Source organism: Mycobacterium sp., from assembly GCF_002863225.1.
GTDB lineage: Bacteria > Actinomycetota > Actinomycetes > Mycobacteriales > Mycobacteriaceae > Mycobacterium.
This window is the reverse complement of record NZ_PKEK01000066.1, coordinates 43,306-57,155: the sequence shown is the minus strand read 5'-3', so window position 1 is coordinate 57,155 and position 13,850 is coordinate 43,306. Positions and strand designations below refer to the sequence as shown.

12 protein-coding genes are annotated in these 13,850 nt (G+C 63.2%); 4 read left to right on the top strand and 8 right to left on the bottom strand.

Annotation, left to right across the window (positions count from 1 at the left end; translation table 11 throughout):
* Window positions 1–22: 22 nt before the first annotated feature.
* Window positions 23–871 (bottom strand): ABC transporter permease, encoded by an 849-nt coding sequence (locus CYU59_RS20960; protein ID WP_293002286.1) that lies wholly within the window; start codon window positions 869–871, stop codon window positions 23–25.
* On the bottom strand, window positions 871–1,764 hold the full coding sequence (locus tag CYU59_RS20955) for an ABC transporter permease (RefSeq protein ID WP_293002283.1): 894 nt from the start codon (window positions 1,762–1,764) through the stop codon (window positions 871–873). The genes CYU59_RS20960 and CYU59_RS20955 overlap by 1 nt, the downstream gene beginning before the upstream one ends.
* A 920-nt stretch (window positions 1,765–2,684) precedes the next feature.
* On the opposite strand from CYU59_RS20955, the gene CYU59_RS20950 reads away from it, so the two are divergent.
* From CYU59_RS20950 to CYU59_RS20935, 4 genes are read left to right on the top strand one after another with little or no spacing between them, the layout of a single operon-like run.
* Window positions 2,685–2,876: a ferredoxin gene (locus tag CYU59_RS20950; RefSeq protein WP_293002281.1), complete on the top strand. Its 192-nt coding sequence runs from the start codon at window positions 2,685–2,687 to the stop codon at window positions 2,874–2,876.
* A 25-nt stretch (window positions 2,877–2,901) separates the two neighbouring features.
* Entirely contained in the window at window positions 2,902–4,152 is a 1,251-nt protein-coding gene (locus CYU59_RS20945; protein ID WP_293002279.1) for an FAD-dependent oxidoreductase, read from the top strand.
* 13 nt (window positions 4,153–4,165) lie between these two features.
* The gene (locus tag CYU59_RS20940) at window positions 4,166–5,605 is read left to right on the top strand and encodes a wax ester/triacylglycerol synthase domain-containing protein (protein ID WP_293002277.1); all 1,440 of its coding nucleotides are present in this window, start codon (window positions 4,166–4,168) and stop codon (window positions 5,603–5,605) included.
* On the top strand, window positions 5,602–6,423 hold the full coding sequence (locus CYU59_RS20935) for an alpha/beta fold hydrolase (RefSeq protein WP_293002275.1): 822 nt from the start codon (window positions 5,602–5,604) through the stop codon (window positions 6,421–6,423). The genes CYU59_RS20940 and CYU59_RS20935 overlap by 4 nt, the downstream gene beginning before the upstream one ends.
* Before the next feature lie 94 nt (window positions 6,424–6,517).
* Here CYU59_RS20935 and CYU59_RS20930 read toward each other — a convergent pair whose 3' ends face one another.
* From CYU59_RS20930 to CYU59_RS20905, 6 genes are all read right to left on the bottom strand, one after another.
* Window positions 6,518–7,672 carry an acyl-CoA dehydrogenase family protein gene (locus tag CYU59_RS20930; RefSeq protein ID WP_293002273.1) on the bottom strand — a complete coding sequence of 385 codons (1,155 nt, stop codon included), beginning with the start codon at window positions 7,670–7,672 and terminating at the stop codon, window positions 6,518–6,520.
* Between the two features lie 288 nt (window positions 7,673–7,960).
* Window positions 7,961–8,842, bottom strand: coding sequence for an alpha/beta hydrolase (locus tag CYU59_RS20925; RefSeq protein ID WP_293002271.1), 882 nt, complete (start codon window positions 8,840–8,842; stop codon window positions 7,961–7,963).
* Window positions 8,839–10,239, bottom strand: a complete 1,401-nt coding sequence (locus tag CYU59_RS20920) for an aldehyde dehydrogenase family protein (protein ID WP_293002269.1) — start codon at window positions 10,237–10,239, stop codon at window positions 8,839–8,841. Before CYU59_RS20920 ends, CYU59_RS20925 begins: the two co-directional genes overlap by 4 nt.
* Window positions 10,240–10,250: 11 nt before the next feature.
* On the bottom strand, window positions 10,251–11,042 hold the full coding sequence (locus CYU59_RS20915; protein WP_293002267.1) for a coniferyl-alcohol dehydrogenase: 792 nt from the start codon (window positions 11,040–11,042) through the stop codon (window positions 10,251–10,253).
* A 7-nt stretch (window positions 11,043–11,049) separates the two neighbouring features.
* The gene (locus CYU59_RS20910) at window positions 11,050–12,315 is read right to left on the bottom strand and encodes a cytochrome P450 (protein WP_293002265.1); all 1,266 of its coding nucleotides are present in this window, start codon (window positions 12,313–12,315) and stop codon (window positions 11,050–11,052) included.
* Entirely contained in the window at window positions 12,312–13,850 is a 1,539-nt protein-coding gene (locus tag CYU59_RS20905; RefSeq protein WP_293002263.1) for an acyl-CoA synthetase, read from the bottom strand. The genes CYU59_RS20910 and CYU59_RS20905 overlap by 4 nt, the downstream gene beginning before the upstream one ends.

The following is a 13,850-nucleotide window of genomic DNA, read 5'->3' as shown; positions in this document are numbered from 1 at the left end:
TCCTCTTAACATGAAATGCCCACTATCCCTTAAAGATGAATTCGGGCTGGAGACCCCAGAGCAACACGGTGGTCGTGAAATCCAAGACGACGATGGTGACGAGGCTCGCGCGCACGGCGCGGCCCGAAGCCATGCCGACACCGACCGGGCCCCCCGAGGCGAAGTACCCGTAGTAGCAATGGATTAACGTCACCGCCACGCAATAGGTGCTCAACTTGATCGTCGAGTAAACGAGGTCGATCGGGGTCAGGAACATGACGAAGTAGTGGGTGTAGGTACCTCCGTGTTCCCCGCTGAAGAGGACGACCACCAAGTCGATCGTGATGAAGACCCCCATTAGGGTCAGGAGGTAGCCGGGTACCACGCATGTCAGCGCGCCGATCAACCGCGTGCCTACGACGAATGGGATTGGCCGCAGACCGATTGCCTCCACGGCGTCGATCTCCTCCGAGATTCGCATGGCCCCGATCTCGGCCGTCATTCGCGTACCCGCCTGAGACATGAAAGCAATCCCCGCAACGATGGGTCCAAGAATGCGAACGGCACCGATGCCGCCAATGATGCCCGCCAGCGAGCCAAAGCCCAGGATGTTCAAGACCGCAAGTGCCTCGATGCCCAACGAGGCCCCAGTCGCAATACCGAGGAGAAGCAGGACGCTGATCGTGCCGCCGTCGACGATCAGGGACCCGCGACCCCACGCCATGTTGATCGTGGCCGCCAGCGTCTGTCGGCTGTATTTGCGGACTGTCAGCGGTAAGTAGAGCAACACCTGACCGATGAACAAGGCCCACTGCCCGAATCCACGCAACGGCTTCAGGGTTGTCGTCAGGGCGACCGTACGTACGCGCCCATAGGCCGTAGGTGCAGCCATCACGCGACCGCCGTCGGGAAGAACATCGTTGATATCTGCGTGATGATGAGGTTCGCGAAGAGGATGAGTACGACATTGATCACGACAGCCGCATTCACGGCATCGGCAACGCCGCGCGGACCGCCCTTTGCTTCCATCCCTCGCATGGACGAGATGACCGCCACGATTGCAGCAAAGACGAGGCCTTTTCCGATAGCGAAGTAAACGTCGGTCATCTTGGCGAACGTCCCGAAGGAATTCCAAAAGCTTCCTGGTGCCACACCACTGACTAGGACAGAGAGAAGATATGCGGAGGCTGTGCCTGAAACGATGATGATCAACGTGAGGATGGGGGCGATCACCAGTAGCGCTAGGAACCGAGGCACCACTAGACGCCGCACCGGGTCGACGCCGAGCACCCGCATAGCGTCGAGTTCTTCACGTATGGCACGCGCCCCAAAGTCCGACGCTATGGCTGAGGCGGCCGCGCCGCCCATCAGCAACCCAGCGGTGACGGGCGCGCCCTGCCGAAGCACGCCTACCCCGCTCGCCGCACCGAGTAGTGCTGTGGCGCCCACCTGGGCCACCAAACCTGACACCACTACCGTGACGATCCCACCGATCGGTATTGCCATAAGAATTGCCGGCGTCGCGGTCACCTTGAACAGTGCCCAGGCCTGCCAAAGGAACTCCCCGACCGGCAGGCGAAGGGTGAAGCTGTCGGTGACGGCATATCGAACAACGTTGACGGCTAGACCGACACCGCGACCGGTGGTCTCCGCGGCGGCGACCGGGACTTTGCCGAGCTTCGATGCCCTCCGTCCTACCGTTCTCAGTACCCCAGATGGCTTGCGCGGTTGCTTATAAGCGCCACACCGTCCGGACACTGTGGGCCGGCTCGCGACTTCTACCATCCGGCGACCGCCAGGGTGACTCGTCGCGGCGTGCGTGAAAAGCGATGGCGTATGACCCCGGCGAAACTCCCGCTGGTGTCGGGCTGGATGCAGGACAACAACGCGCACCTTACTTCGGCTTCGCCTCCGGAGCGAGTAGTGCGCACGGGTACCGCTACCTGGCCCTGACCGCGCAGGACTTCCCAATACACTGCTAATTTCGGTTCTAATTTAGAATAAATTGAGGTGGTAAAAAAATTTTCGGCACGGCAGATTCCACGTGCCCTCTCGCTGGCGCGCGCTGTGAACATCTGCTCGATCATCCTGATTCCCCATCGATGACGGACTTCCTACCCAGCCTGCACTCGGTCCTCGTGCTGCTCGCGTCGTGGTGAACGCGCTCAGGACCCGACTCAGACGCGACGCGCGGAAAGACATGTTGTCCAGCCGCTGCGACCGCACAATATTATGAGCTGAGACACGTTAGGTCAACTGTGTGATTTGCACTGCTGATGTTGACCAGGCCACGCGCCTCTCGTTTCCGCTCAAACTGCTGTGATCAGTCGCCACTGAACCGGTCCCTCCACCACGCCGGGCTTTCTTGCAACTCGTGTCAGGGCGACCATCACGACCCACGGACAGCATCCTGCGGGGGTGCCAGAAGGAGAGCGCCGAGGTTTTCGGGATCCGACGTCCAGACCGCCGAGAGTTGGGCCGATCTCTTTGTCCGCCCGCAACAAGTGCAACGATCGGACCGAATCTCCGTTACTACGTGCAGGTCGTTGAACGTGCGGCGCTTGGCAGGCGCTACGCCGCGCGTTGACAAATAAGATGTACTATAATCTAATATTGATTAGATTATAGTGAAGCCGTAGGTGACGTCTACGCACCGTCGGACGTGTAGATCCCTCGGCTCAGGCTATTTCGAGGAGGCATACACGATGAAAATTGTCGTCGATTACACCAAGTGCACCGGACTGGGCATCTGCGAGTCCGTGGCTCCCGAACATTTCGAGGTGAACGACGACGGCGACCTCGAACTTCTCAACGAGGATGTCAGCGAGGACGACCTTCAGTCTGTCGAGGAGGCCGTCTCCGGTTGCCCCACCGAAGCGCTGCGCATCGAGCGATAGCGAGCAAGATTCACGGAAGGCATCCATGACGGTCGAACGCTTCGTGGTCGTCGGCGCGTCGCTGGCCGGCCTAAGGGCCGTCGAGGCAGCGCGCAAGGCGGGTTTCGAAGGCACCGTGACCTTGATTGGCGCCGAGCCGCATCTGCCTTACGACCGCCCCCCGCTGTCCAAAGAATTCCTCGAACCCACCGCGACCGGAGCTGATCCTGAGGCTCCTTTCCTGCGCGACGAGAAGTTCCTCAACGAGGATCTCCGGATCGAGCTGGTACTGGGTGAAGCCGCCACCGGACTCGACACCGATCGCAGGGATGTGCTCATCGGCGACCGCCGAATTCCCTACGACGCGTTGGTGATTGCCACAGGGTCGACGCTGCGAACGCTACCCGGTACGGAGAATTTGGCCGGAGTCCACGGACTACGCACACTCGATGACTCCATCGCCATCCGCACGGCGTTGCAGGCTGGCGCGCGGACGGTGGTAATCGGCGCGGGCTTTATCGGGTCAGAAATTGCGTCGAGCGCTAAGAAGCACGGCGTGGACGTCACCGTGGTGGAGGCGCTGCCAACCCCATTAGTACGCGCGACCGGCTCCCAAATGGGTTCTGCCATCGCATCACTGCATGAACGAAACGGCACGACGTTGCTTTGCGGCACCGGGGTCAAGACTATTGAGGGAGAGGTCGGCGTCGAGCGCGTTGTGCTGGACAACGGGACGATCCTGGAGGCCGACCTCGTTATCGTCGGCATCGGGGTGACACCCTCGGTTGGCTGGCTCGAGGATTCGAGCTTGACCCTCCACAATGGCATCGAGTGCGACGACAAGCTGTGGACAGGCGCGCCGGGCGTCTACGCGGCCGGCGATGTCGCCAACTGGGCCAATCCGGTCTTCGGGGTCCGCCAACGCATGGAGAATTGGACGGCCGCCGCCGAACAAGGCGCGGCCGCGGCACGAAACGCGCTTGATCCCGCGAACGCGAAACCCTATGCAACCGTGCCGTACTTCTGGTCGGACTGGTACGGCTCGAGAATCCAATTCGTCGGCAGCCCCGACGCCCCAGAGGTTCTTCTCGTCGACGGTGACGTCGACACCGATGAGCGCTGGGTGGCTCTATACCGGGATGCTGACCGGTTGATCGGGGCGCTAACCGTCAACGGACAGGCCGAGATCATGAAGTACCGGCGCCTGATCACGCAGGGCGCATCGTGGCAAGAGGGCCTTGACTTGGCCGAGAAGCGCAAGGCTGTTCGTCTCGCCAAGTCTGCGGAACGCCATTGAGGCCACCCCTGACATGAATGCCACCAATGACGGAGAGCTCCAGTGGGGTACCACTGATCAGCTGAATCCGCTCGAGACGCTGATGTGGCGCGCAGACATCGACCCGATGATGCGCTCGACGGTCATGGCCGTCGAGGTGCTGGACGTGGCGCCCGACTGGGATCGCCTGTTAGCCGCGCACGAATGGGCGAGTCGCGTCGTGCCGCGGTTCGGAGAGCGGGTGTCCGAACCGCTCGGCCTCGTCGGTACGCCAGTCTGGTCGAAAGACGCGCAACTAGACCTTCACTACCATCTCCGCCGAGTACGCCTGGCCGGAGATGGCGGTTGGTCGGAGCTGTTGACCTTGGCCGAACACCAGGCGATGACACCGTTCGACCGTGCCCGTCCGCCGTGGGAAGCCGTACTCGTCGAGGGCCTACCTGATGGCAAGGCCGCCTATCTGCTCAAGTTGCACCACGCCCTGACCGATGGTCTCGGGCTCACGCAGTTGCTCTCACATATTCATTCCCGTCAGCGGGCGCACAATCCCTCCAAACCGCAACCCGCGCCCACCCCGGATCGCAGCGTCGACCGCGGCGAATACCTAGTTCGACAGCTCCGCCGCGACCTGGGCGCAGTGCCCGCCGCGATCCGCGCCGGCCGCGACGGTGTGCTGCGGGGCCTTCGCGCACCTGCAGCTCTGGTGCGCGACAGTGTTCGCTATGCAAACTCGGCGCGAAGGGTGCTGTCGCCACCGGCAGCGCCGGGGCTGCCGCTGATTGCTGCGCGAGGAACGTCGTGGCGCTTTGTGGCACTCGACGTGAGCTTCGCCGATCTTCGCGCTTCGGCAAAGGTCGTGGGCGGATCGCTCAACGACGCGTTCCTGGCCGCCCTCGTCGGTGCTTTCCGGCTCTACCACGACCGCTCGGGTGAGCCCTTGTCCAGCGACACCACGATGCCGGTGTCGGTGCCGGTGTCGATTCGCCGCGACTCCGACGGCGCAGGCGGAAACCACTTCGCGCCCGCGCGTTTGGCGTGTCCGGTAGGCATGACCGATCCGGCTAGCAGGATCACATCGATCGGCCAGTTGATGCGCGAGGCACGCGACGAGCCGGCCCTGGAAAGTGGCGGACTGCTTGTCCCGGTGTTGGCGCGGATGCCCGGGCCGATACTTGTCCGAGTAGCAGCCGCGACGACTGCGGGAACCGATCTGCAAGCCAGCAACGTCCCCGGAGTACAGGAAGACATGTTTCTGGCGGGTGCCCGGATCGAGCGGATTTACCCCTTCGCACCCCTGCCCGGGTGCGCAGCGATGATCAGCCTGCACACATACAACGGCGTCTGTTGTATCGGCGCCAACCTGGACGCGGCCGCAATCACAGATCCGGACCTTTTTGCTGAGTGCCTGACAGGCGGCTTCGCCGAAGTCCTCGATCTCGCATCAGGCGCGGCCGAGCCCAGGGTTGTGAGGTGAGCTCTCGTGCAGGCTCCGGCGCGCCATCCCCGGTGGTGTTGCTGCACGGCGCCACCGCATCGGCTCGGATCTGGGCGCCGGTATTACCGGCGTTGCACGCCCACCGTCCCGTCTTCGTGCCAACTCTGGCCGGTCACTGGGGCGGTCCGCCGCTGTCGGTGCCCCCTGCCATGGTGGTCAGCGGGATCGTCGATGCCGCGTGTCAGCAGCTCGACGAGGCCGGTATCGAGTCGGCCCATCTGGTCGGTAACTCTCTGGGCGGCTGGGTCGCGTTAGAGCTCGGACGCCGCGGGCGGGCTCTCTCGGTCTTGGCGCTGTCCCCCGCTGGCGCGTGGCGATCGCCGAAGGACCTGGAAAGAATGCTGCGCATATTCCGGGTCGGCGCTGGCCTTAGGCGGGCCACTACCATCCACAAGCTGGCATCCCGTCGACGGGCACGGCGAATTCTGCTGCGAGCGATGGCAGAGCACGCCGACCGGATGAGCCCGGCGCAAGTCGCGGCCTTGTTCGAGGACATGGCGGGTTGCGCGGTCCTCACCGACCTTCTCGCTGGTGCTCGTGACGCGGGCCCCATGGCCGCATTCGAGCAGTTGATGTGTCCCGTGCGGATCGCCTGGGGCGACCGCGATCGCACGTTGCCCTTTATGCGTTACGGGGCGCCCATGCTCGCTGCGGTGCCGGGAGCCGAGCTTGTGATGCTGCCCGGCGTCGGGCACGTTCCGATGATCGACGATCCTGCGTTGACTGCGCGCACCATTTTGGACTTCATTGCCAGCGTTGACATCCGCGGCGAGATGGATCTGAAGAACGAAGCGTGAGCCGCCAGTAGGCGGCGGATGTCGTAACGCTTGTGTTGGCTTGCCTACGAACTGAATTCGTGCGGCGTTCGGCAACCGGCGCGGATAAACCCGGCTAGATGCCGCCGCGGGCGACGAGTTGTCCGGCGATCACGTTCCGCTGGATCTCGTTGGTTCCCTCGCCGACGATCATCAGTGGCGCGTCGCGGAAGTACCGTTCCACGTCGTACTCGGTTGAATACCCGTAGCCGCCATGAATGCGGACGGCGTTCAAGGCGATCTCCATGGCCACCTCGGACGCGAACAACTTGGCCATACCCGCTTCCATGTCGGCCCGCTCGCCGCTGTCGTAGCGTTGCGCTGCGTAGAGGGTCAGTTGGCGCGCCGCCGTGAGCTTGGTGGCCATGTCGGCTAGATAGTTGCCGACCGCCTGATGCTTCCAGATGGGCTTGCCGAAACTCTCTCGCTCCTGGGCGTACTGGAGGGCGTCTTCGAGTGCGGCCGCCGCCACGCCCAACGACCGCGACGCCACCTGGATCCGGCCGGTTTCCAGCCCCTTCATCATCTGGCCGAATCCCTTACCCGGTTCGCCGCCGAGGATGGCCGAGGCGGGCACTCGGCAGTCGTCGAATGAGATCTCGCACGACTCGACGCCCTTATAGCCAAGCTTGGGTAGATCACGCGACACCGTCAGACCCTGGCCGTGTTCGACCAGCACGACGGAGATTCCCTTATGCGGAGGGTTTGCCGTCGGATCCGTCTTGCAGAGCAAGGCAATCAGGCCGGATCGCCGCGCGTTGCTGATCCAGGTCTTGGCACCGTTGATCACCAGTTCGTCGCCGTCGGGCTTGGCCACGGTCTTCATGTTCTGCAGATCCGAGCCACCGCCGGGTTCGGTGAGCGCCATTGTTGCCCGCATGTCCCCACTGGACATCGCCGGCAGATATTTACGCTTCTGGTCTTCGGTCCCAAATAGCGTCAGCAGTTTTGCCACGACGGTGTGCCCGCCCATCGCGCCGGCCAGACTCATCCACCCGCGGGCCAACTCCTGGGTGACCTCGACATAACACGGCATCGAAACCGGTGAACCGCCGTACTCCTCGGGAATGGCCAGACCATAGATCCCGATTTGCTTCATTTGGTCGATCCACGCCTCTGGATATTCATTGGCGTGTTCGACGTCGCGGACGGTGGGCTTGACATCACGGTCGATGAAGGTGCGCACCGTTTCGACGAGCATGGTTTCCTCGTCGCTCAAAGTAGTGGTCATTTCCGCCTCACCGAACTAGTGACTCCAACTCCGCTTGAGCGATCCGCGAACAACAAGTGGAGGATCTTGCGCTCGGATTGCGCGGCAAGCCTTCGGCATGCGACGAGAATCGACTCAACCATTATTTTTAACATACATTAAAGAATAGCTCAACGCGGCGTTGGCAAGTCAGGTGCGCTGAGGCCGACCAGTCGTGCGCTCGACACCTCTGCTGAAGTGAACGCGCGGTGGTACGACGTCGATCGCGTCACGCTGGAACCGCCGAACTCGTCGCTCTTGCAGCGGCTTTCACGCAGCGTCGACCGATGGCAGCGCGTTTGCATTTTTCGTGGCCTGCGTGTCCCGTAACAGTCGGCCAACGCAGTGCTGCCAACGAAACCGCCGTGGCGTGAGAGCATCCTGAGCCAATCGGTCGGTCACCACAGCAAGTGCAAGTGGATTGCAGACGAGTCCGGCGTGACTGCTCGGTACGGCGATGTTCTCCGTGGCGGCGCCCTCGACTGTGCAACTGCGCCAATGCAAGACCCCATCGGACCTCGAGTAGATGGCGGTGCACGGAACGGGTACTGGACGCCTGATGGCTTCGACTACCTCCAAGGCGCGGCGCGACGCGCCATAGTGGTCGGTCGCCAGATTGAACAGCGCCGTCATCCGGGTCTGTTCACCCTCGGGCCGCCACGGCGAACCGAGGCAGATGACCTGGCGCGCCGACTCCGGGCGCGCATGAGCCAGCCATCGGCCGAGCAGTCCGCCAAAGCTCCATCCCACCAGCGAGATTGGCTCGCCGTGACGGGCGTGCAGCGCGTCGAAGCGGTCGAGGACTCCATCGAGGATGTCGTCGGTCAACCCGTAGTTGCGTCCCAGCCGCCACGGGTGTGCATAGAATCCGTGGTTTCGAAGATGGTGTCGCAGTGGGGCTGTCAATCCGTCGCCAGCGAGGAAGCCTGGCAGGACCAGCACCGGGCGCCCGTTGCCCACGTTTGGTGCAGGCAGAACCGACGCGAGCAACGTGCCCCAGCCCGCCTCGAGCGTCCAACGCGGAAATTCCGACGCGGTCAACATCAGGCTGGGCCGAGAAAGCGGCGGTACGACATCTTGGTTGCCCTGGCGTTGTCGCGACTCGCGTCTGGTTGCGCGGCTGCGCGGGGCGGCCTGCAGATATCCGGTCATAGAAGCTTGCGCATCAGCTTAAGGGCGCGCGGACCGTAGGGCGGGTACACGAATCCAGGGTCGGGACGCGCGGATCGAGACAGAACCGCCCGCTGGTGACTGAGCGTTTCAAAGCCCCATCGACCGTGGTAGGCGCCGATGCCACTGGCGCCGACACCGCCGAATGGCAGCTGGGGCACCAGGCAGTGCATGGCGACGTGGTTGATCACCGCGCCGCCGGACGGGATGCGGTCGATGAGACCGCGCCCGCGTTTCGACGATGCGGTAAATACATAGAGCGCCAACGGCTTTGGTCGCGCGTTGACGTAGTGCACGGCGTCCGTCAAGCGATCGACGGTGACGACGGGAAGGATGGGCCCGAAGATCTCATCGGCCATCACCGGGTCGTCCGGCGAAGGATTGACGATGAGCGTCGGCTCGATGCCCAGCGCCGAGTTGTCTACCCGCCCTCCGTGGACCACCTGGCCGTTGGTCGTGCTGATCATGGCCGCGAGGCGGGTGAATTGTCGTTCGTTGACGATGCGCATCGTTGAAGTGGTTTCAGCGGAGCGAAACTCGGTGATGGCGGCGGTGATCTTGGCAATCAGGTCGTCAGCCACAGAGCTCTCGACCAACACGTAGTCGGGAGCGATGCACGTCTGGCCGGCGTTGAGCAGCTTGACCCAGGCGATGCGCCTGGCCGCGACGTCCAGGTTGGCGTCCTTCGCAACGATCACCGGACTCTTGCCGCCGAGTTCGAGGGTGACTGGTGTCAGGGTCGCCGCCGCGGCGGCCATGATCTTCTTGCCGATCTCGGTGCCCCCGGTGAACAACGCGTGATCGAAACCCGCGGCGAGCAGGTCTTGGGTGACCTGGGCGTCTCCTTCGACTACGCGGATCGCTTCAGGATCGAGATACTGCGGTACCAGAGCCGCGAGCAGCGCCGACGTTGCCGGCGCCAACTCGGAGGGCTTCAGGACCGCGCAGTTTCCCGCGGCGACCGCAGCCACCAGCGGTGCCAAGCTCAGATACACCGGGTAATTCCAGGGTCCGATGATCAAGACGACCCCGAGCGGGTCGTACTGCACCCACCCCCGTCCGGGCAGCTGGGCGATCGGCAGAGGTTGGCGCCGGCGGCGCATCCACTTCGCCAGATGCTTGCGCGCGTGCACCGCCTCGCCTTTCGTCGACGCGATGTCGCCGAGCCAGCTCTCGGCCGCCGAACGGCCCAGATCCTTCTGCAGGGCGTCGGCGATGTCAGATTCCCGCTCGTGCAGTAAGCGCTCGATGCCGCGCAGCTGTTCGAGGCGCCAGGAACGGCTGCGCGTGCGGTCGCTGGTGAATACCCGGCGCACCTCGGCCACCAGCTCGACGGCGGGAATGTTTGCGCGGGTGCTGTGCGCGGTCTCGGTTGTCATCGTCGGTTCGCTCAGATCTCGGGCGCCGGTACGACGCCGGTGGCGACGGCCCCAGAGATACCGCCGTCCACTGCCAGTGCCTGGCCGTTGATCCATTGCGCCGCGTCGGAAGCGAGGAAGACCACGGCGCTGGCGATGTCGTCGGGGTCCGCGTGCCGGCCTAACAGGTTCTTCAACCCATCGAGGGTGTCTTTACCCATGGTGTCCTCGAAGTCGACGAGGATCGGGGTCTCCACCGGCCCCGGAAGAACGGCGTTGATCCGAAAGCCCATTTCGGCAAGGGCGAGCCCCATGGACATCGCGTAGACAGCGCTGACCTCTTTGGAGAAGTTGTAGGCGTTGCCTTGCTGCGGATGGGTTTTGAACCAGGCGGCGCCCTCCTCGAAGCTGTCGGTAGCCAGCAGATCTCGGATGGCATCGAGCCGCTCAGGCCAGCCAAAGCCGGCGGTCGAGGACACGACGACGATCGCACCGCCGGGCGTGAGTTTGTCGAAGAACGCTTCGGTGAGGTGGCGCACGGCGAGGCTGTTCACGGCAACCACCAATTCGGCCGGTGCGGTGCCGGGGATGCCCGCGACATTTAACAGGCCGTCGTATACCCCGTCGAGTTGTTCGAGTCCAGCGTCGATGCTTTGTGGGTTTGCCAGGTCGACCTCGATGTGCCGGGTGACCGCTGCCTTGGGTGCATTGCGGTCTAAGCAGTGCACCTCGGCGCCGGCCGCCAGCAACTGCTCGGCGACCGCATGACCGATCCCGGACGCGGCACCGGTGACGACGTAGCGCTTACCTGTGAAGGCGGCCATGATTCTCCTAGTCGAGGGTGTAAGGAAGTGACTTGACCGCGGTGATGAAGTTCCCGGTCAAGTACTCGGGCTCACCGACCCTCAGGTTGGGTGCACGGAAAATCAGTTCGCGGAAGATGGATTCGAGTTGCATCTTCCCCATGAAGGCGCCCATACAGTAGTGCGGTCCACCGCCGCCGAAGGAAACATGCGGGTTGGGGCTGCGGGTGATGTCAAAGGTGTTGGGGTTGGTGAAGACACGCTCGTCGCGGTTGCCCGATGAGTAGACCATCGTCACCCAGTCGCCTTCGCGGATGTGTTGACCCCGCAACTCAGTATCTTGGGTCGCGGTGCGCCGGAAGGTCATCACCGGGGTGGTCCAGCGGATGAATTCCTCGATGGCGACTTTGATGCGTCCGTCGAAGTCCTTCTCCAGCAACGCCTTTTGCTCGGGAAATTGCTGCAGTGCCAGCGTGGTGAAAGTGGTGGTGGTACGCGTGGTGTCGTTGCCGGCCACCGACAGTAGGACGAAGAAGGGTCCGAGTTCGTCGTCGGTCAGCCGTCGGCCGTCGACTTCGGCCTGCACCAGCGAGGTCATCAGGTCGTTCGCGGGTTCGGCGCGACGCCGCTCGGCCAGGCCGAGCCCGGCACCGAGTAAGCCCACGAGCGAATCGGTCAGCACTTGGCTGGGTTCGCGACCAGCCGCGACGTCGGGATCGGCCCACGCCACCATGCCTTCGGCGTGGTGAGAGGCTTCTTCGCGCTCGTCTTCGGGCAGACCAAGCATTTCGTAGATCGTCCACATCGGCAGACGCTTGGACACCTGCTGGACGAAGTCGCCCTCTTTCGCCTTCAGGAGGTCGTCGACGATGGACTTGGCCTGATGCTCGATCTGGTCCTTGATCTTCGCGACCTGTCGGGGCGTGAATACCGAGCTGACCAGCTTTCGCAGGCTCGAGTGCTTCGTCCCGTCCATCCCCAGGAAGGACTGGATGGCGTCGAGCATCTCGGGGGGAACGGCCTCGAACGTAATGCCCTGCCCCGAGCAGAAGAGCTCAGGATTCTTGCTGACATACGAGATGTCCTCGTGACGGGTAACCACCCAGACGCCATCGATTTCGGGCTCCATCATGGATCCCTGAATTGGCCGGTGCCAGCTGACTGGTCGTTCGTCGCGCAGCGTCTTGAACGCCTTCTCACGTTCATCGAAACTCTGCGCCCAGAATTCCAGCTCGGAGATGCTGACCGGGTCGAAGGGTGGGCGGTCGACCTTCGGGGTTGTGTCGGTGGTCATCGGTTTGCCTCCACATATCGGGCTTTCAGAATTCGTTTCACGAGCTTTCCCGTGGCTGATCGCGGGAGTTCGTCGATGAAGTCGACGCTGCGCGGGGCCTTGAAGCGGGCCAATCGCTCCCGCACATACGCGATGATCTCGTCGGCTAATTCCTCGGACGCGGCGACACCGTCTTTGAGCTGGACGACCGCCTTCACCTGTTCGCCCATCTCGGCGTCGGGGACACCGATCACGGCGACGTCGAAAATCTGTGGGTGCAGCGCGAGGACGTTCTCGATCTCCTGCGGGTAGATGTTCACTCCCCCGGAGATGATGGTGAACGACTTGCGGTCGGTCAGATACAGATAGCTGTCCCGGTCCAGGTAGCCGATGTCGCCGACGGTGGCCCAGTTGTCGTGCGCGGGATGTCGTGACTGAGCGGTTTTGTCAGGATCGTTGTGATATTCAAAAGGCACGATGTCGCGCTCGAAGTAGACCGATCCAGCATCGCCGGCGGGTAACTCGTTGCCGTCGTCGTCGCAGATGTGGATGGTGCCCAGTGCGGCCTTGCCGACGGAGCTACGTTTCGATTTCCATTCGGCGGTGGTGATGATGGTGACACCGTGGCCTTCAGTGGCGCCGTAGTATTCCACCAAAATCGGGCCCCACCACTCGATCATCGCTTCTTTCACGTCGGGTGGGCACGGCGCGGCGGCGTGCACGGCCAGTCGCAAGGTCGACAGGTCGTGGTCTGTGCGAGATTCCGACGGCAACTGCAGAAGTCGCACGAACATGGTGGGCACCATCTGTGTAACGGTGACGTCGTATCTGGCGATCGCCGCCAATGCATCCTCGGCGTCGAAACGCTCCATCAGGACGACCGTCCCCCCGAGGGAATGCACCGCTCCGCACCATTTGAGGGGTGCGGTGTGATAAATCGGGGCGGGCGAGAGGTAGACATCGGCGCTGGTGATTCCGAAGGCGTGTTCCAGCAATCCAACCAGCGGATCAGCAACCTCGTCGACTGGACCGTCCAGCAGGTGCGGTTTGATGCCCTTGGGGCGTCCCGTCGTTCCCGATGAGTAGAGCATTTCCGAGCCGCGCGGCTGCTCGTCGAGCCGTGGACCGGCGTCGTCGAGCAATGCGGAATACGCCAGGTGCCCCGCCACCGCACCACCGAACGCGTAGCGGTGCCGGACGCCGCCCGTCAGTGCTGCGACGCCTTCTGCGAGTTCGCCAACACCGGCCGAGGCAATCAGCACCTGTGCACCGCTGTCGTTGACGATGTACGCCGCCTCATCGGCAGCCAGGTGCCAGTTGATCGCAGTGACGTAGAGACCGGATCGTAGTGCGGCCCAATAGACTTCGAACGCCTCGGGCGCGTTATCCGATAGCAGTCCGATGACGTCGCCCCGTCGCAACCCCAAGCGGTGCAGCGCCGAGGCCACCCGAGCGGAATTCTCGTCGAGCTCACCGTAAGTCAGGGTCTTACCGGTGTTGGCCATCACCACGGCCGCCCGCTCTGGCGCTCTGGCAGCGTGAGTCCCCGGATACAT